18 protein-coding genes are annotated in these 15,413 nt (G+C 54.4%); 7 read left to right on the top strand and 11 right to left on the bottom strand.

What is annotated here, in order from left to right:
* The first annotated feature begins 278 nt into the window (after positions 1-278).
* The gene (locus OCL06_RS00395) at positions 279-566 is read left to right on the top strand and encodes a hypothetical protein (RefSeq protein WP_262991741.1); all 288 of its coding nucleotides are present in this window, start codon (positions 279-281) and stop codon (positions 564-566) included.
* A 36-nt stretch (positions 567-602) separates the two neighbouring features.
* On the opposite strand, the gene OCL06_RS00390 is transcribed toward OCL06_RS00395, so the two are convergent.
* Both OCL06_RS00390 and OCL06_RS00385 read right to left on the bottom strand, forming a co-directional pair.
* On the bottom strand, positions 603-1,181 hold the full coding sequence (locus OCL06_RS00390; protein ID WP_262991740.1) for a nucleotidyltransferase family protein: 579 nt from the start codon (positions 1,179-1,181) through the stop codon (positions 603-605).
* Positions 1,174-1,851, bottom strand: a complete 678-nt coding sequence (locus OCL06_RS00385) for a phosphatase PAP2 family protein (protein WP_262991739.1) — start codon at positions 1,849-1,851, stop codon at positions 1,174-1,176. Before OCL06_RS00385 ends, OCL06_RS00390 begins: the two co-directional genes overlap by 8 nt.
* A gap of 107 nt (positions 1,852-1,958) precedes the next feature.
* Between OCL06_RS00385 and OCL06_RS00380 the strand changes: the two genes are divergently transcribed.
* Entirely contained in the window at positions 1,959-2,954 is a 996-nt protein-coding gene (locus OCL06_RS00380) for an AEC family transporter (protein ID WP_262991738.1), read from the top strand.
* A gap of 8 nt (positions 2,955-2,962) precedes the next feature.
* On the opposite strand, the gene OCL06_RS00375 is transcribed toward OCL06_RS00380, so the two are convergent.
* Together OCL06_RS00375 and OCL06_RS00370 are read right to left on the bottom strand one after the other, a co-directional pair.
* Positions 2,963-3,283, bottom strand: coding sequence for a BolA family protein (locus OCL06_RS00375; RefSeq protein ID WP_262991737.1), 321 nt, complete (start codon positions 3,281-3,283; stop codon positions 2,963-2,965).
* A 10-nt stretch (positions 3,284-3,293) separates the two neighbouring features.
* Positions 3,294-3,923 carry an alpha-ketoglutarate-dependent dioxygenase AlkB family protein gene (locus OCL06_RS00370; protein ID WP_262991736.1) on the bottom strand — a complete coding sequence of 210 codons (630 nt, stop codon included), beginning with the start codon at positions 3,921-3,923 and terminating at the stop codon, positions 3,294-3,296.
* A gap of 46 nt (positions 3,924-3,969) precedes the next feature.
* On the opposite strand from OCL06_RS00370, the gene OCL06_RS00365 reads away from it, so the two are divergent.
* Together OCL06_RS00365 and OCL06_RS00360 are read left to right on the top strand one after the other, a co-directional pair.
* Entirely contained in the window at positions 3,970-5,160 is a 1,191-nt protein-coding gene (locus OCL06_RS00365) for a methyltransferase (RefSeq protein WP_262991735.1), read from the top strand.
* Between the two features lie 10 nt (positions 5,161-5,170).
* On the top strand, positions 5,171-5,767 hold the full coding sequence (locus OCL06_RS00360) for a peptidylprolyl isomerase (protein ID WP_262991734.1): 597 nt from the start codon (positions 5,171-5,173) through the stop codon (positions 5,765-5,767).
* Positions 5,768-5,805: 38 nt separating this feature from the next.
* On the opposite strand, the gene OCL06_RS00355 is transcribed toward OCL06_RS00360, so the two are convergent.
* On the bottom strand, positions 5,806-6,447 hold the full coding sequence (locus OCL06_RS00355; protein ID WP_262991733.1) for a gamma-glutamylcyclotransferase: 642 nt from the start codon (positions 6,445-6,447) through the stop codon (positions 5,806-5,808).
* 109 nt (positions 6,448-6,556) lie between these two features.
* Complete coding sequence (locus OCL06_RS00350) at positions 6,557-9,031, bottom strand: TonB-dependent receptor (RefSeq protein ID WP_373318422.1); 2,475 nt, start codon at positions 9,029-9,031, stop codon at positions 6,557-6,559.
* A gap of 286 nt (positions 9,032-9,317) precedes the next feature.
* On the opposite strand from OCL06_RS00350, the gene OCL06_RS00345 reads away from it, so the two are divergent.
* On the top strand, positions 9,318-9,989 hold the full coding sequence (locus OCL06_RS00345; protein ID WP_262991731.1) for a hypothetical protein: 672 nt from the start codon (positions 9,318-9,320) through the stop codon (positions 9,987-9,989).
* A gap of 36 nt (positions 9,990-10,025) precedes the next feature.
* Here the strand turns inward: OCL06_RS00345 and epmA are convergent, their stop codons facing one another.
* Both epmA and efp read right to left on the bottom strand, forming a co-directional pair.
* Entirely contained in the window at positions 10,026-10,994 is a 969-nt protein-coding gene (gene epmA, locus OCL06_RS00340) for an elongation factor P--(R)-beta-lysine ligase (protein ID WP_262991730.1), read from the bottom strand.
* A gap of 44 nt (positions 10,995-11,038) precedes the next feature.
* Positions 11,039-11,608 (bottom strand): elongation factor P, encoded by a 570-nt coding sequence (efp, locus tag OCL06_RS00335; protein ID WP_262991729.1) that lies wholly within the window; start codon positions 11,606-11,608, stop codon positions 11,039-11,041.
* A 36-nt stretch (positions 11,609-11,644) separates the two neighbouring features.
* Here efp and epmB point away from each other — a divergent pair, with 36 nt between their 5' ends.
* Positions 11,645-12,670: an EF-P beta-lysylation protein EpmB gene (gene epmB, locus OCL06_RS00330; RefSeq protein ID WP_262991728.1), complete on the top strand. Its 1,026-nt coding sequence runs from the start codon at positions 11,645-11,647 to the stop codon at positions 12,668-12,670.
* Between the two features lies 1 nt (position 12,671).
* On the opposite strand, the gene OCL06_RS00325 is transcribed toward epmB, so the two are convergent.
* A complete protein-coding gene (locus OCL06_RS00325) occupies positions 12,672-12,863 on the bottom strand; it encodes a hypothetical protein (RefSeq protein ID WP_262991727.1) in 192 nt (63 codons plus the stop codon).
* 116 nt (positions 12,864-12,979) lie between these two features.
* Here OCL06_RS00325 and OCL06_RS00320 point away from each other — a divergent pair, with 116 nt between their 5' ends.
* Complete coding sequence (locus tag OCL06_RS00320; protein WP_262991726.1) at positions 12,980-13,294, top strand: hypothetical protein; 315 nt, start codon at positions 12,980-12,982, stop codon at positions 13,292-13,294.
* A 21-nt stretch (positions 13,295-13,315) separates the two neighbouring features.
* Here OCL06_RS00320 and OCL06_RS00315 read toward each other — a convergent pair whose 3' ends face one another.
* Together OCL06_RS00315 and OCL06_RS00310 are read right to left on the bottom strand one after the other, a co-directional pair.
* Positions 13,316-14,599, bottom strand: coding sequence for a YfiM family lipoprotein (locus OCL06_RS00315; RefSeq protein ID WP_262991725.1), 1,284 nt, complete (start codon positions 14,597-14,599; stop codon positions 13,316-13,318).
* A gap of 105 nt (positions 14,600-14,704) precedes the next feature.
* Positions 14,705-15,376, bottom strand: coding sequence for an HAD family hydrolase (locus OCL06_RS00310; protein WP_262991724.1), 672 nt, complete (start codon positions 15,374-15,376; stop codon positions 14,705-14,707).
* Between the last annotated feature and the right edge of the window lie 37 nt (positions 15,377-15,413).

The following is a 15,413-nucleotide window of genomic DNA, read 5'->3' as shown; positions in this document are numbered from 1 at the left end:
TCACCATCGTCGGGGAAAATCTTTTAACAGTTTGTTAAAGCGTGGAATATCCCTGACTTAATTACCTCAAATCCGCCGCAAGGGTTAGGTACTCCACGAGAGTCTTACCAGACATCACCGCTCTCTCCATCAACCACTGAGCCTGTAGCAATGGGTGAGCTGCGGCCAGGGTATGGGACGCACTGCCCCGGCTGGCGATTCTATGATAATATAGTGGGCTCGATACAGGCCGGTATAACCCTTATCCCGGCTGCAATTCAACGTAACAAGGGGGTGCCGTGGTACCGTATTTATTAACCGGGTTGTCAGTCTTAGTAGCCGGTATTATTCACTGGAATGCACCGCGTACGTTCTGGAAGGCGACGTTGATGTCAACGGCGGTCATTTTGCTGCTGTCAGTGGCAGCGCTGTTTATCTTTGAGGCATCCGGTATGCTCAACTCCCAACAGGCCGGTGAAACGCCTGATTTGTCAGGGTACCTGATGTACATCACCGCCCTGGTGTCGTTTTTCGGGTTGTTAGTGTCATTGTTCGTGGGCTGGTTCCTGCGGGTTGTCCGCCACTAAGCCGAACCATTCAGCAGGCCAGGCCCCTTCGTCTGATTAGCCTGCATCCAGCACCCTCAGCGCTGGCCATATTGCCTGCCAGCGCTTTGATTGTACTCGTTTGCGATACACCTCAGGCCGTGGGTAGTCAGGGTTTATTCTCACTTCACATAACCAGTTTTGCGCCAGCCCAAACGGCGCGGTAAATGTCAGTGTGTCATCATTATTCAGCCGCACACCCACGCAGGTCGGCACCTCAATCCAACGGCTTATCGCGTCGGCCGCAGACTGATACGGCGCATGGCCATGACGGCTGTGCATGCGAGCCTGATTACGCACCTGCCAGTTTGCCTCAGGTATTTGTTCAGCCAACTGTTGCTCGGCGACACGCCCGGCGTGATCTGCACTATCCCCTGGATTAAAATACACTAGGTCAACATCATTCAGCGGCGTTGAATGGGAATAGCAATGACACGCATCCCAGATAGCGTTACGCAAAAAACCTGCGCCAATATACCAGTCACCCAATGCCTGCTCGCGCGCTGCTTGCAGGCATTGCCAGCGCCAGGGATCCTGCTTTAGTAAGCTGGCAGTGCGAGTAACCGCTCCGGCCTCACTAATACGCTGCTCAGCCACCGCGAAAGGGCAGGCGTTTTGACACCTGATAGCAGAACAGTGCCCAGAAGCCCCCGGCACACCAACCTGCCAGAACGTCTGACGGCCAGTGCACCCCAAGGTAAACCCGGCTAAACCCTATCCACACCGTGAGGATACCGGCAGCCACAAATAACAGTGACTTCACGGTCCGGCGACGCTCCACATTAGCCAGCAGCCCTGCCAGTGTAAAATACACCAGGGTAGACATCATGGCATGAGCAGAGGGAAAGCTGGCGGTGTACACCTTAGTGGCATGGGGGACCAGGTCAGGACGAGGCCGGTCGATGCCGTGCTTGAGACTGAAGGCCACCACGAAGCCAGACAATATGGCGATAACTAAAAAACCGGCGAGCCGGGTTTGTCGAATCAGCCGCAAATACACCGCCGCAATAATGACGATGAAAAACAAGATCCAGTTACTGCCCAGCGCGGTGCCATCCCGCATCATCTCTTCCAGCCATTTCGGCCCCAGGGGATTAGTAGTATCCCCGGCTTCCCGCAAGGCCAACAGTACCTTACGGTCAAGCTCAACCGTCTCCACCGCATTGACCACGTAGGCCAGTTCAATAAACAGCCAGCTCAGGCCGCAAAAAAGCCAGAGCACCAGTATATGTTTGGGCGTCATTTTCACCCGTTTTAGTATTTCCATAGCGAGCCCTTTCATTTCCTTATCAATTTATTCGTTTTCGCTCTGAAATCGTTCACTATTTTCTGCGTCACCCGCGACGTGCCGTGGTCATACTAATGAGTTGCCGCATGACCTTAGCATCACGTATGCTTAACGTCTCGCTCCTGCATCGGGCTCATATGGATACCGCCACCTTTACCTTTGCGCTCAACGTGACCGGTCCTGTACTGGGGCTGCTGGCTATCGGACTTATTCTCTACCGCCGGAGAATGCTCACTGACAGCTTTGTAGTGGGCGCGTCAAAACTGGTGTTTAATCTGGCCCTGCCGGTGTTACTGTTTCTGGCTATCAGCGAGGCTGACTTCAGCGAAGCGGCCAACCCGACCCTCATTGGTACCGCCATCATCGCCACACTGGTGTTCTTTCTGTTCCTTATGGGCCTGTGTCACCTGACAGTATCCCCACGCTCGGCCAGGGGTGTGGTGGTACAGGGCGGGTTTCGGGCCAACATGGGGATCATTGGGCTGGCATATTGTGACAACCTTTACGGTACCCACGGCATCGCGGTGGCGTCGGTGTTTCTGGGTTGCATTACTATGGTGTATAACGTGTTGTCGGTATTTGTACTGAATTATTATCTGCCTGCCCGGCGCTCTTTTGTTCAGCATGTGCAAGGTATGTTTACCAACCCGCTCATTATCGCTATCGTGCTGGCGCTGCCATTTTCATACTGGCAAATCACGCTGCCTGAAGTCATTACCCAAACCGGCAGCTACCTGGCGCAACTCACTTTGCCCTTGGCGCTCCTGTGTACCGGGGCGTCGCTGCAATTTCGAGGCATCGGTCGCGACATGGCTGGCTTAGCGGTGAGCATGCTAAGTAAATGCTTACTTTACCCGCTTGCCTTGACCCTGGCTGGGTACTGGGCAGGCCTGCGCGGCATGCCGTTAGGCGTGTTATATCTGATGACCATGGCCCCTACCGCCGCGGCCAGTTATGTGATGGCGCGTGGGCTGGGCGGTGACCCGCGGCTGGCGGCCAATATTATCGCCCTTACCACCGTGGTGTCGTTACCCACCACGGTGGCCGGCTTTGCGTTGCTGAATTACTGGCAGCTGTTATAACGGGGTGACTATTCGTTAAAGCGGCTGCCGCCGCGACATGCCGGTGAGTCGGCAACCTGGCCGCCTTTCGCCTCCCACTCTGCGGGTGTGTGAGTATGCAGTGCCAGCGCATGAACCGGTCCTGCCAGCGCGTCCGCCAACACACTGTTTACCTGCCGGTGTCTGGCAATTAAACGTTGCCCTTCAAACGCCTGACTGACAACGGTAACTTTGAAGTGACTCTGGGCGCCTTCCGGGACATTGTGCATATAGCTTTCGTCCTGTACGTCCAGGTGCTCAGGCGACAAGGTCTCTGTCAGTGTGGATTCGATATAGGTTTTCATATTCATCTGCAACTCCTTACGATCGCGGATACAAAAATCGGAAGGTCAGATTAATCCTTCCCTGAATCGGTTTTTTCGTTTTCGCAATACCATGCAGGTAATGGCTTTGCGTACTTCCCGCCATCACCAGCAGACTGCCGTGCTCAAGCACCTGCGTATAGCGCTGACCGGTTTCCCGGTGTTTAAAAATAAATGGCCGGGCTTCGCCCAGTGTCACTGACGCAATAACCGGTCTGGGTCCCAGCTCAGGCTCGTTATCAGCGTGCAGGCTCATACTGTCCTGGCCGTGTCGGTACCAGTTGGCCAGGACACTGTTAAACCGTGTGTTTAGGGTGCGCTCACACCGTTCTCGTATGCGTTGTAATGTGGCCGTCCAGGGCTTAGGTGTCATGGTCAGCCCTGAGTAAGTATAGGCGCACTCCGGGTCACCATGCCATGATTGCAGACGGGGAATTTTTACCGCCTTTCCAAACAGTTTAATGGTATCCTGCGCCCAGGGCAGTTCGTCTTCCAACGCATGCTGACAGGTGCTGGCTTTACCCGCCGCTAACCAATTGGGATAATAGCTCACGTCGGCTTCGGGCAGCCTCAGCTCCTGTCGCACCGGGTGCGCAGCACTGCTGTCGTCAAATAGGGAATACTGCACGGTTTCCTCCATCTGAGCCATTGGCTCACGAACAAAACAAAATACTATGACTAATACGCAATTTTCGCTCGACGGGCGCAACTTAACACTTATCCGCTACCCCGCCGAACATCAGCACAAGAGCCTGCAAGCCTGGGACAGCGCCGACGAATTAATGATACGGCACTGCGATGAGCTGCTCACTGATCAGCACCAGCTTAGCATTTTTAACGACGACTTTGGTGCCTTGGGGTGCTGTTACGCCGACCGACAGCCGCTGTGGGTCTCCGACTCATGGATTGCGCACCAGTCGCTGCGCGAAAACCTGACCCGTAATGAGGCCCCCCCCGAGCTCGACCCCAGCGGCCGGGTAAACGCGCCCGTGCAGGCGCAGTCCAGTACACAGCCGTTGACCGGCAAAAGTGATGTGGTATTAATTAAAGTGCCCCGGACACTGGCGTTACTGGAGCAGCAACTTATCGATTTACGCGCCGTGATCACGCCAGGCACCCACATTATTGCCGCAGGCAAGGTGAAGTCGGTAACCCGCTCCGTGCTGGCCCTGTTTGAGCGTTATATCGGCCCGACCCGCACGTCCCTGGCCAGTAAGAAATCACGGTTAATCTTTACTGAACCCGCGCCCGAAATACTCAGCCAACGGCTCACATCGCCCTACCCCACGAATTGGACAGCCCGGTTAGCAACAGGCCAACTAGTCAGTGTGAGCAACCACGCCAATGTTTTTTCCCGTCAGTCACTGGATATTGGCGCACGGTTTCTGCTTGAACACATGCAGGTAAAGGCCGGAGAAAAGGTGGTAGACCTGGGCTGTGGCAATGGGGTGCTGGGACTTAACGCGTTGGCCTTGGCACCCGATTGCGAAGTTATCTTTGCTGATGAATCTTTTATGGCACTGGCCTCGGCAGAGCGCAATGTGGCCGAAAACTTCCCGGCGCAACTTTCCCAGTGCCGGTTTGTGGCGAGCAACTGTTTAGAGTCATTATTGCAGACACCTGATCCGACTCCGGTAAACCGGATCCTGTGCAATCCGCCCTTCCATCAGCAAAATGCCATTACCGATCATATCGCCTGGCAAATGTTTCACGACAGCCGGGCACTGTTAGCCAAAGGGGGCCATCTCATCGTGGTAGCAAACCGTCATCTGGATTATCACGTAAAACTGAAACGCCTGTTTGGCGGGGTGAAGGTACTTGCAAGCCAGCAAAAATTCGTTATTTTAAGCGCAGCAAAACGATAAGGAATGACCCATGATCCGATTATTAATGACTTTGCTGATGCTAACCAGCGTCGGCGCGTTCGCCAGCAACAAAGAAGATGGCTCACACGTACAGCCTGATAATTATTATCCCCGGGTTAAGATTATTACCAGTATGGGTGACATTGTGGTGGAACTCGATCGCCGCCGCGCGCCCATTACAGTAAACAACTTTTTGCGTTATGTAGACAAACAGGCATTTAACGGCACCATCTTTCACCGGGTAATGCCCGGCTTTGTAGTACAGGGTGGCGGCTACACAACGGACTTTAAAGAAAAGTCTAAATTTCCGGCCATTTTCAATGAGTCAGGTAACGGCTTAAAGAACGAGTTACACACTATCGCCATGGCCAGACAAAACGATCCGCATACCGCGAACCGGCAGTTTTTCTTTAATGTAAATGACAACAGCAGCCTGGATCCCGGTCGTGAGTGGGGCTATGCCGTGTTTGGGATGATCGTGGAAGGCAGTGACGTGGTCGACGCCATGTCCGAAGTGGAAACGGAGTACTCCATAAAACTCAATGCACCGAATGTCCCGGTTGAGCCCATCACTATTGAAAAAGTAGAATTGCTACCGCCTTTCTGATAACGCCGCTGCTGGTTTTTTCCTGACCGGGCTAGCAATCAAACGTCCGGCAGGTGCGCCCCCATAATCCGGTCAATTCGCTCATACATATCGGCTGAAACGCGACCGGCCCGCGGGTAAACGGGCGTACCCCGGTCGTTAATCCGCGGGTGATCCCACAGTTGGGTGGTTTCAATAAAGCGTACCGCTTCCTGGTCGCCCGCGTGTTCAATGCATCCGGCCAGGCAGGTATCTATATAGGTCTGGTGAACCGGAAACTCCTCATCGGCTGGCTGCTGAAGCAAGGTTTCACACACCCATAACGAACGGGTTTCCAGCCAGGGAAGCAGCATCGCTTCCGCATGCGGATCTATGTCGAAGTGCAAATCGGCCACACTCACACTAACAAACTGATAATCACGTTCCCGCTGAGCGAGACTGGGATCCATCAGGCTGGGCAGTAACTGAGCATTTAACACCGCATTGCTGTCGGGCATCGCCCCTACATAAGTCTGGCGCTCTTGCTGGCTGCGGGTCACCCAGGCTCGCGTGAACCCTTTCAGCTCAACCGGGATCCCGTCGTGAGGAATTGCGGAAAAACGCTGCCGACTGTCGGTGTTCATCAGACTGCCATAGCCCACCACTATATGGGGCTCATGGATATCGCTCAGCCAGCGCTCCAGTGTATTCACATCAATCATTATAAAACCTGTTCCTGCTCAACGAATAAAGCCCTGTGCATACAGTGTAACGCGTATGCAACAGGGCCTGGCGTTAGTTACGTTAACTACGCGCGGGAACGTCAGCTGATCAGAAGTACGTCCTGATACCAAGGGTGAAATTACGACCCGGCAATGGGGCCTGGTCTTTCAGGAAAGAGGTATGCACCCGGGCTTCTTCGTCAGTCAGGTTATTGCCCTTCGCGAATACCACCCAGTCGAGTCCGGCTTTGCGGAACTCGTACTGTACATTGGCGTCGAGCAGGGTATAGCCCTTCGTCGCTGTTTCATAGGGCGCCAGCGTGGTCTGGTCGTCGTGCCAGGTTGCGCCGACACTGGCCGACAGCGCATCGCCCACATAACTCAGTTCCGCGCCCAACCGCATAGGGGGGATACGGGGCAGATTTTCACTTGCTACCTTGGCACGGATAAGGTCTGAGAAGACCGTCACCCGCCAGCTGGATGTCAGATCAACATACCCTTCTGCTTCCATGCCCCAGATATCGGCATCCGCCTGCTGAAAATAAAATACCGGCAGGCCTTCTTCTTCTGCGTGGTCATCTTCCATACCCTCAGCGTGGTCGTCAGGGACGCCCTCTGCATGTTCTTCGTGCTCTTCATTGAGCGCAGTCAGGCCGGTGGCACTCTGGTAAATGTAATTGTCGGCCTGATTATAAAAGAATGAAACCGAGTAGCCCCAGTCGCCGGTAAACTTACGGAAAGTAAGATCTAAGTTAGTACTTACCTCTTCTTTCACGTCCCTTAATCCCTCACCAATTTCACCGTCGTCGCTCAGGTCAAAGACCAGTCCTACCTCAAAGGTCTCTGTGGCCAAATGCTGGCCGGCGGCAAATAGCTCCTGCAGACTTGGGGCCCGTTCGCTGCGGGATAAGGTCAGTGCTACAGCATGCCCGGTTGTATACTCCCAGTTAAAGCCCGCTGACAGAGACGTGGAGGTAAAGTCATAACTGTCAAAGCTGAAGACGTGTCCGTCTTCATCGTGATGCTCTTCGTCTTCATGATGAGCTTCCTCTTCGTGGTGCTCTTCTTCGTGGCCATGTTCACTGTGATCAACATGTAAATCGACGGCCGTATCCGCGGCATCGTAGGAAGTGCGCTCGATGCGTCCCCCTAACTCCACGATGACATCGCCTATTGCCCGCTGTTCTACCAAATACAACGCCACGCTGTTGGAGTCGGTGGCCGGCGTAAACGCTTCTGCACCGATGGCCTGGTAGTCTGCCTGGTTAAACTGTAGCCCCATCACACCATGCCAGCCTGCCAGCTCCTTATGCGTCGCAGACAATCTGATATCAGTAGATTTATTGCTAAACACCGTGCCAGGCTCGCCGTCTTCAATTTCAGCATGCTCGTAATCGGTGTACGCCGCGGCAAATTTCGCGGTAGTCAGGAAGTCGATGGGCGTGTGCCACTCTCCGGCGGTCTGATAGCGGGTCATGGCCACATCAAGTACTACGCCCTCGTCGCTATCTTCTGCACCGTGCATGTCTTCATCATGGTGCTCTTCTTCCTCTTCATGATGTTCGGCGTCGTGCTCTTCGTCGTGATGCCCGTGGCTGTGGCCCGGTACACCATACAGATTATCCAGCTTTTCCACGGCAAAACCAAAATAGCCCTCATCCTCGACCCAGGACAAGCCAGCGGTGACATTGGTGGTGTCCATGCTACTGTTTTCCAGCGTGCCGCGCGGCTCATCGTCATCGGGGTTAAGCGAGGCGTACCCGGGAATATCGGTATCCTGTGTGTCACGGGAAAACGCATCGAAATGATAGGCTAACTTACCTTCGCTGCCGGTAACATCTACTTTGCCGTACTTGCCGTTATCGACGGTGCTGTAGCTCGCCGCCGCTTCTCCTTCCACCCCGGTGGGCAAATACTGCGGGATGCGCCGGTCAACCACATTGACCACACCACCAATGGCACCACTACCAAATTGCAGTGTAGCCGGTCCGCGCAGGACTTCTACCTGCGTCGCGCTGCTGGTGTTACTGGCCACGTTGTGATCAGGGCCCACCCGGGACACGTCTGACACATCCAGGCCATTCTGGACAATCTTCACCCTTGGGCCATCGTTACCGCGAATAATCGGGCTACTGGAGACCGGCCCGAAGTATGTACTGTGCACGCCCGGTGTGCTTTTAAGGGTTTCACCCAGGGTGGGTTGCTGAATTTTTTTCAGTTCCTCGGCACCGATGACGGTGACCGGCGTGACCGATTCGAGTACCGAACTCTGCATAGCGGTGGCCGTCACCACAATGTTTTCTACCGAGGCCGGTTCCAGTACAAAATTGACCTGTTGGTCGCCGTCCACATCGCCTAAGTCGTTATCACCGTGTATGTACCTGTCGCTGTAGACATGTAAATGAATATGTCGCACAGGCAGGTCAGTCAGCGTATAACGGCCCTGGCTGTCGGTGACGGCGACTCTGCGGGTGCCCTCCACTTTGACCTGCGCTCCGGCCACCGGCTTTCCGCTGGCACTGGTTACCGTGCCGGATACCGAGACCGGCGAGACGGACTGGTTGGTGGTGGCGGCCGATTGCATGTCGCTGTGTGCGTTGGCGGAAGCAAGCGGCAAACCTGATAGCGTACTGGTTATAACCAGCGATAGCAGTGAAACTCGAAACATGGTGTGTGTGATTCCTGATGCACGTTTTGTTATGTTATAACATTTTTAACTTTTGAGCAGGGTTTGTCAACGGTCGATGATCGGTTATTCCCTGCCACTGGTCGACCTAAAACCTGCTAAACACCTGCTTACATTTTCCCGCGATACATCGTGCGCACACACCTTATGATACTTACTTCTGAGGATTGCCGGAGTAACAAGAATGAAAAGCCTTCAACGTTATGGCGCATGGGCTGCTGTGGCTAATGCCTGCATTTATATTGCGATGTTTGTGTATTACGGGGCGGTGGCGGAGCTGTCTGCTTCCGCTTCTCCTCAGGACAAGCTGCTGTTCATGCAAGACAACCTGTATACCCTTGCTACCTTAAATGTATTTGGGTACATGGTATTTGGAGTCCTGCTCGCCGTGGTGGTACAGGCCTGTTATGAACGTATCAAGCCCGTTGGGCTGGCCTCGGCGCACCTGGCGAGCGTGTTTGGGTTTATTTGGGTGGGTGTCATCATTGCCGCGGGGATGGTCGCCAATATCAGTCTGTTCGGCGTTACTGAACTATATCTAACTGATCCGCAGCAGGCGGCCACTGTGTGGTTGTCCACGGCCCTGGTACAACAGGCCCTGGGTGGCGGCGTGGAATTATTAGGGGGACTGTGGGTCCTGCTGTTAAGTATTTCTTTTATCACCTCGGCGCACCTTTCTAAGGCACTTAATATATTAGGTGTGGTGGTGGGCATAACTGGCATTCTGACCCTGATCCCGGCCGGTATATTTACCGAGCTGTTTGGTCTGCTACAAATTATCTGGTTTGGCTGGCTGGGCGTAGCGTTGCTGCGTGCACCTCAACCCACCGCTGGGGCAGACGGGAAAGCGCCCTAGTAGAATTCAGAGCTTACCGGTCACCCGCGGCCCGGCTCAGGCCCTGCTGACCGGAAAGTTCAACACCTCGTCAATCGCACTGGCTCCGGTCGCCAGGATTAACAGCCGGTCGATGCCCAGTGCCACACCGGCACAGTCAGGCAGGCCATGGTCGAGTGCCGATAATAACCGCTCGTCCGCCGGTCGCTGGGGTAACTGATTTGCCTCACGTTGTTGGTTATCCTGATTAAACCGTTGCCGTTGCTCACTGGCATCGCCCAGCTCGAAAAAGCCATTAGCCAGTTCGATCCCTTTGAAATACACCTCAAAGCGATCGGCAACCCGGGGATCAGTCTGGTTCACCCGTGCCAGTGCCGCCTGTGACGCCGGGAAGCTGTAAATCATCACAGGGGTTTGCTGCCCCATCAGCGGCTCAGCCACCATACTGAACAGCAGCTGTAAAAGTGAGTCACGGGGAAGTGTGTCAGGCGCATCAATATCTATCTGGTGGGTGTCCAGCGCAGTGATAAGCTGATCCTGCCTGGCGGTTAACGGATCTATACCCACATGGCGCTGGAACGCCTGCTGGTAGGTCAGCCGTTCCGCCCTGTCACACTGTAGTGTTGCGACAAGTAACTCGTCCACCTCATCCATCAAAGCATGGTGATCAAACCCCGGTCGGTACCACTCCAGCATCGTGAACTCAGGATTATGAAAACGCCCGGCGCCTTCGTGACGAAAGGCCTTACAAATTTGATAAATCGGCCCACTGTCTGCACACAGCAGGCGCTTCATGGCATATTCCGGGGAGGTTTGCAGCCACAAGGTCTGCGCATCAGGCCCGGCAGCATGGGCAAAGGTGGTGTTGAATGCATCCAGATGCACATCTGTCACAGTGGCCTGTGAAAGCAGCGGCGTATCCACTTCCAATACGCCACGGGCATCAAAGAAATGACGGATGGTTTTCAGTAACGCAGCGCGGGCCAGCCGGGCTGTATGAGAGGTAGTGGGAGTCCAGTCAGTCATGGTGCCTCACCAGGCCGGCCTGCATGGCCGGCGCACGAGTAACCTTACTTTTGAACCCGCGAGACGTATTCGCCGGAGCGAGTGTCTACTTTAATGACTTCACCGGTTTGCACGAACAGCGGTACGCGCACAACGGCGCCGGTGCTCAGCGTGGCGGGTTTGCCGCCAGTGCCCGCGGTGTCGCCCTTCAGACCGGGATCAGTTTCAGTGATTTCCAGCTCGACAAAGTTGGGTGGCGTTACCGTAATCGGTGAACCATTCCACAGGGTAATTGTGCAGACGTCATTTTCTACCAACCATTTGACGGCGTCGCCTACCGCTTTTTCGTCGGCCGCGATTTGTTCGAATGTATCGTTATTCATAAAGTGGTAGAATTCGCCATCGGTGTACAGGTAAGCCAGTTCGGTGTCCATGACATCGGCGGCTTCAACGCTTTCACCTGAGCGGAACGTTTTCTCCAGGACTTTGCCGGAAATCAGTTTACGAATTTTAACGCGATTAAACGCCTGCCCTTTTCCGGGCTTCACGTATTCATTTTCCAAGATGTTACACGGTTCGCCGTCCAGCATGATTTTCAGGCCGCCTTTGAACTCGTTGGTGCTGTAATTAGCCATAAATCCTCATTCAAATCATAAGGTGCAAAAGACAAAGTGGCGCAAATAATACCTAAAAAAGCGATTGCTGTAGAGCATAACTGGCAAAAAGAGTTAGCTTTTAGTTTTACGGACCCGCAGGCCCTGCTTGAATATTTGCAATTGCCGGTAGCCCACTACCAGGAAGACATCAAAGCGCGACGCCTGTTCCCCATGCGGGTACCCCGCCACTTTGCCGCCTTGATGGAAAAAGGTAACCCCGCCGACCCTCTGCTGCAACAGGTGTTGCCCTTGAAAGAGGAGTTCGTGGTGACCCCCGATTTCAGTGACGACCCCCTTGCCGAACATGATACTGCCGCCCGCGGGTTGCTGCATAAATACCAGAGCCGGGTGTTGCTTATTGTGCGGGGTGGCTGCGCGGTGAATTGCCGGTATTGCTTTCGTCGTCACTTTCCGTATGCCGACAACAGTATCAGTAAGAGCCAGTGGCTGGACACCTTGACATATCTGCGTGAGCATACTGAAGTTAACGAAGTGATTTTCTCCGGTGGCGACCCGCTTATGGCCAAGGACAGTCAGTTGCGCTGGCTGGCCGAAGAGATTGCTGAATTACCGCATATTAAGCGATTAAGGATCCACACCCGGCTGCCCGTAGTACTGCCGCAACGCCTGAACCAGGAGTTCAGCGAATGGTTTACTCAGTTACCTTTGCAGCGGGTGTTGGTATTGCATATCAACCATGCCAATGAGGTCAGCCCGGCACTCAGTGATGCGCTGCGCGGTTTGACGCAACAGGGTGTAACCTTACTGAATCAGGCGGTGCTGTTAAAAGATATTAATGCCACGGCCGATGCGCAGGAAGCCCTCAGTGAGGCGCTGTTCGCAGCGGGGATATTACCTTATTACTTGCACGTATTGGATAAAGTACAGGGAGCCGGGCACTTTCTGGTCACCGATGACGATGCCACGGCGCTCATGGGTGAGCTGATAAGACGTCTGCCAGGATACCTGGTACCCAAACTCGTCAGGGAGATAGGTGGCCAGCCTGGCAAAACGCCAATTGACTTACGTCTGCATCCGTAAATTACGCGAAGGTATCAACGTTGGCGCCTAAGGCGGGATTTGACGGCGTGCTTTTTGGTACGTCAGCGGCTGTCTCCAGCAGCTGAAGCGTCGCCTGACCCTCTTGCTTTTGCTGGTCTTTAGCAAGTTTCAGAGAGGCCAACTCAAGTGACGCACCGGACGTTCCAGAGGTGTTTACACCTTGTAGATCCATACCAGTTTCCTTTGTTGCTTGTCGCAAAGTTAAAAAGTAGGCAGAATTGCCCACTTCTCTCGTTATCGACGGCAGGTTGATAATCTTTAGTTTTTATTTCCAACTCCGGGACCCGTATGCAAGAAATACATCAACAGCTTCAGGAAACCCTGCAAACCCTTTACCGCAAGTCTATCGACGCCGACCAGGTGCTGGACAAACTGCAGCAGAGTCAAAAGGGCAAATTTGCGGCTATTTTTCCCAGCGATACACCGTTTGAGACTGAATCGAAACGGTTTGGCCCCTATGTAGAAGAAATTGCCGGTGACTGGCAAGCGCTTAAAGAGCTGGACGACGAGGCTGCCAAGCAGGCATTGCCTGCCCTGGTGAAGAAGATTGAATTAATGCTGACAACACTGGCACAGTTTCAGAGTACCGTCGCCAAAGGTTAACGCGTAAGCCGCAGCCAACAGTCAGGGTGAGGTGGCGTAGAGCGGAAGTTCTGCCAGCCGGGCCCTGATTTCAGCTACCTCTTGCAGATACTTGTCGCTGTCTACCTGTTTATACTCGCGCTCGAATTCTGCCTTAGAGAGCCCTTCCGGAAGCCCTTCAATCGCGGGCATAAACACGCCCTCCTCACGATTCGCAGCAATCACGGCCTGCACCTGACGGGCCAGATCCGGATCGGTGGCGACCCGGGCAAACTCCACCCCCGCCATATCAGCTGCCAAATCAACAAAGCTATACCCAGAGCCGCCCATGGCGCGGTCCATAAGTTCTTTAAACTCGCCAATGGCGAGACTAACACCCTGCTCAGACAACACTTTCAGTGCCGCCGAAATAATAAAGTGCCGGGCCAGATCTTCACGCCCGGCGAGGTGCGCGGGACGAGCGGGACGCAACGCGCGATCGGCATCCGGTTGAATATCGCCGACAAAGTTGGCAATCCGGTGATGACCAACGAACACTGCCAAGGCCAGAATGGCCGCTTTATTATGTTGTACGGCGGTATCCGGGTTACTGCGGGCTGCCGCGCGGGCCAGCGTCAGCTGCATATAGCTGGCTAACGACTGCGGTGTACTGTCCAATGACAAATCCTGCCAGGAGATATAACGCAGGTAGTAGGCGGTCAAATCGCGCAGCTCCGTGTCCTGCTCGACGGTGAGGCCGTTTTTCACCTCGTTAAGACGCCGTAGCAGGCCTTCCAGCGGGGCCAGACGCACCGTAATATCCTCATCGGTCATGGTTATCCCCCGCACCTGCTGGCGGGCATAGCTGGCGATATCACTGTCTGTCCAGACGTTGACCAGCCATTCCAGCACCCGTAGTGCCAGTCCGCCGGGGATCTGTAAATCGCCCAGGCTGACCTGATCCACTTTCACTTCTTTTCCCGGTAACAGAGTAACACTGAGATTTAACCAGCCCTGCCCGGCGGTATAGGGTAATTGCAGGCTTACTGCCAGCATACTGGCGCTGGGCGTCACATTAACCTTGCCGCGAAACCCTGCAGCGGCGCGTTGGATAAAACCCACCAGCGAGTCTAGCTGGGGCTCAGTGATCACCAGGGTCTGACTTTCATCGCGGTTCTTGATGCTCTGCTGTAACTGGCTGAGCAGTGCGTTGACGGTATCGGCGTCATTGACCTGCTCGGAGGCCCGGGTCGTTACCAGCGGCGTGGTTTCTACTATGACTACCAGTAAGGTGGCACTGATTAGCAGCAACAACGCGAATACCGCAATGAACACCCGTAAAATCATTCAGCCGACGTTCCTGATGGTAAAAAAGAGCGGGTATTTTTGGGCAAGTCCGGCAGGATTGCAACTACTGAACAACGCGCTGCGGGAACTGCCACGTATATCGGCTTACCGGCCAAGCTCATTGGCCACCCATTCCTGTAGATTTTGGTAACGGCTGGTTGCCTGTGAGAAGTCATGGGTCGCTGCATGCGGCGTAGGGATCACCGCGCACCGCATCCCAGCATTGAGCGCAGACTGCATACCGTGCTGCGTATCTTCTACCGCCACACAGGCGTCCGGGCTCACGTTCAGATGCGATGCTGCCCGTAGATAGCAATCCGGTGCTGGCTTACTGTTATCCACATCCTCCACGGCCACTACCGTGGTTATCCATTTACCCAGATCATAGGTTTCCAGGGTTCGGGTCACCGATAAGCCACTGCCACCGGTCACAATGCCCACCGTATAGCCGGCCTCAATACACGCGGTGACAGCCTCAATCGCATAGGGCATCAGCGGGAATGCCTGTTCAGAAAGAAACGCACGGGTTTTGGCGTGCTTCGCGTTCGCCAGCGTTTCGGCCGGCACATCAAGCTGAAAATAATGCACCAGATCCACGGCGTTCTGGTTAACAGGAATGCCAGCCATAGTCTGGGTATAGAAAGCCTCGGTTAAGGTTACATCATGTGCCTGCATGACCTCCTGCCACAGCTGCAAGTGGGTTTGCTCTGAGTCAATAAGCGTCCCGTCATGATCGAACAGTACGACCTGAGTGGATGAAGTAATGGTTTCGGGCACAATGAGGGGTCCTTTCTGATAGCGTGGTTAGGCGGTC

It is taken from the genome of Alteromonas salexigens (assembly GCF_025628895.1).
GTDB lineage: Bacteria > Pseudomonadota > Gammaproteobacteria > Enterobacterales > Alteromonadaceae > Alteromonas > Alteromonas salexigens.
Note: the sequence above shows the minus strand (reverse complement) of the source record. Positions and strands in the feature narration are given on the sequence as shown.

Bases quoted from the DNA above. Each gene is read 5' to 3' on its own strand.
- OCL06_RS00385 (WP_262991739.1), bottom strand. From the start codon at position 1,851: ATGGAAATACTAAAACGGGTGAAAATGACGCCCAAACATATACTGGTG.
- OCL06_RS00380 (WP_262991738.1), top strand. From the start codon at position 1,959: ATGACCTTAGCATCACGTATGCTTAACGTCTCGCTCCTGCATCGGGCT.
- OCL06_RS00375 (WP_262991737.1), bottom strand. From the start codon at position 3,283: ATGAATATGAAAACCTATATCGAATCCACACTGACAGAGACCTTGTCG.
- OCL06_RS00365 (WP_262991735.1), top strand. From the start codon at position 3,970: ATGACTAATACGCAATTTTCGCTCGACGGGCGCAACTTAACACTTATC.
- OCL06_RS00360 (WP_262991734.1), top strand. From the start codon at position 5,171: ATGATCCGATTATTAATGACTTTGCTGATGCTAACCAGCGTCGGCGCG.
- OCL06_RS00355 (WP_262991733.1), bottom strand. From the start codon at position 6,447: ATGATTGATGTGAATACACTGGAGCGCTGGCTGAGCGATATCCATGAG.
- OCL06_RS00350 (WP_373318422.1), bottom strand. From the start codon at position 9,031: ATGCAATCGGCCGCCACCACCAACCAGTCCGTCTCGCCGGTCTCGGTA.
- OCL06_RS00345 (WP_262991731.1), top strand. From the start codon at position 9,318: ATGAAAAGCCTTCAACGTTATGGCGCATGGGCTGCTGTGGCTAATGCC.
- epmA (WP_262991730.1), bottom strand. From the start codon at position 10,994: ATGACTGACTGGACTCCCACTACCTCTCATACAGCCCGGCTGGCCCGC.
- efp (WP_262991729.1), bottom strand. From the start codon at position 11,608: ATGGCTAATTACAGCACCAACGAGTTCAAAGGCGGCCTGAAAATCATG.
- OCL06_RS00325 (WP_262991727.1), bottom strand. From the start codon at position 12,863: ATGGATCTACAAGGTGTAAACACCTCTGGAACGTCCGGTGCGTCACTT.
- OCL06_RS00320 (WP_262991726.1), top strand. From the start codon at position 12,980: ATGCAAGAAATACATCAACAGCTTCAGGAAACCCTGCAAACCCTTTAC.
- OCL06_RS00315 (WP_262991725.1), bottom strand. From the start codon at position 14,599: ATGATTTTACGGGTGTTCATTGCGGTATTCGCGTTGTTGCTGCTAATC.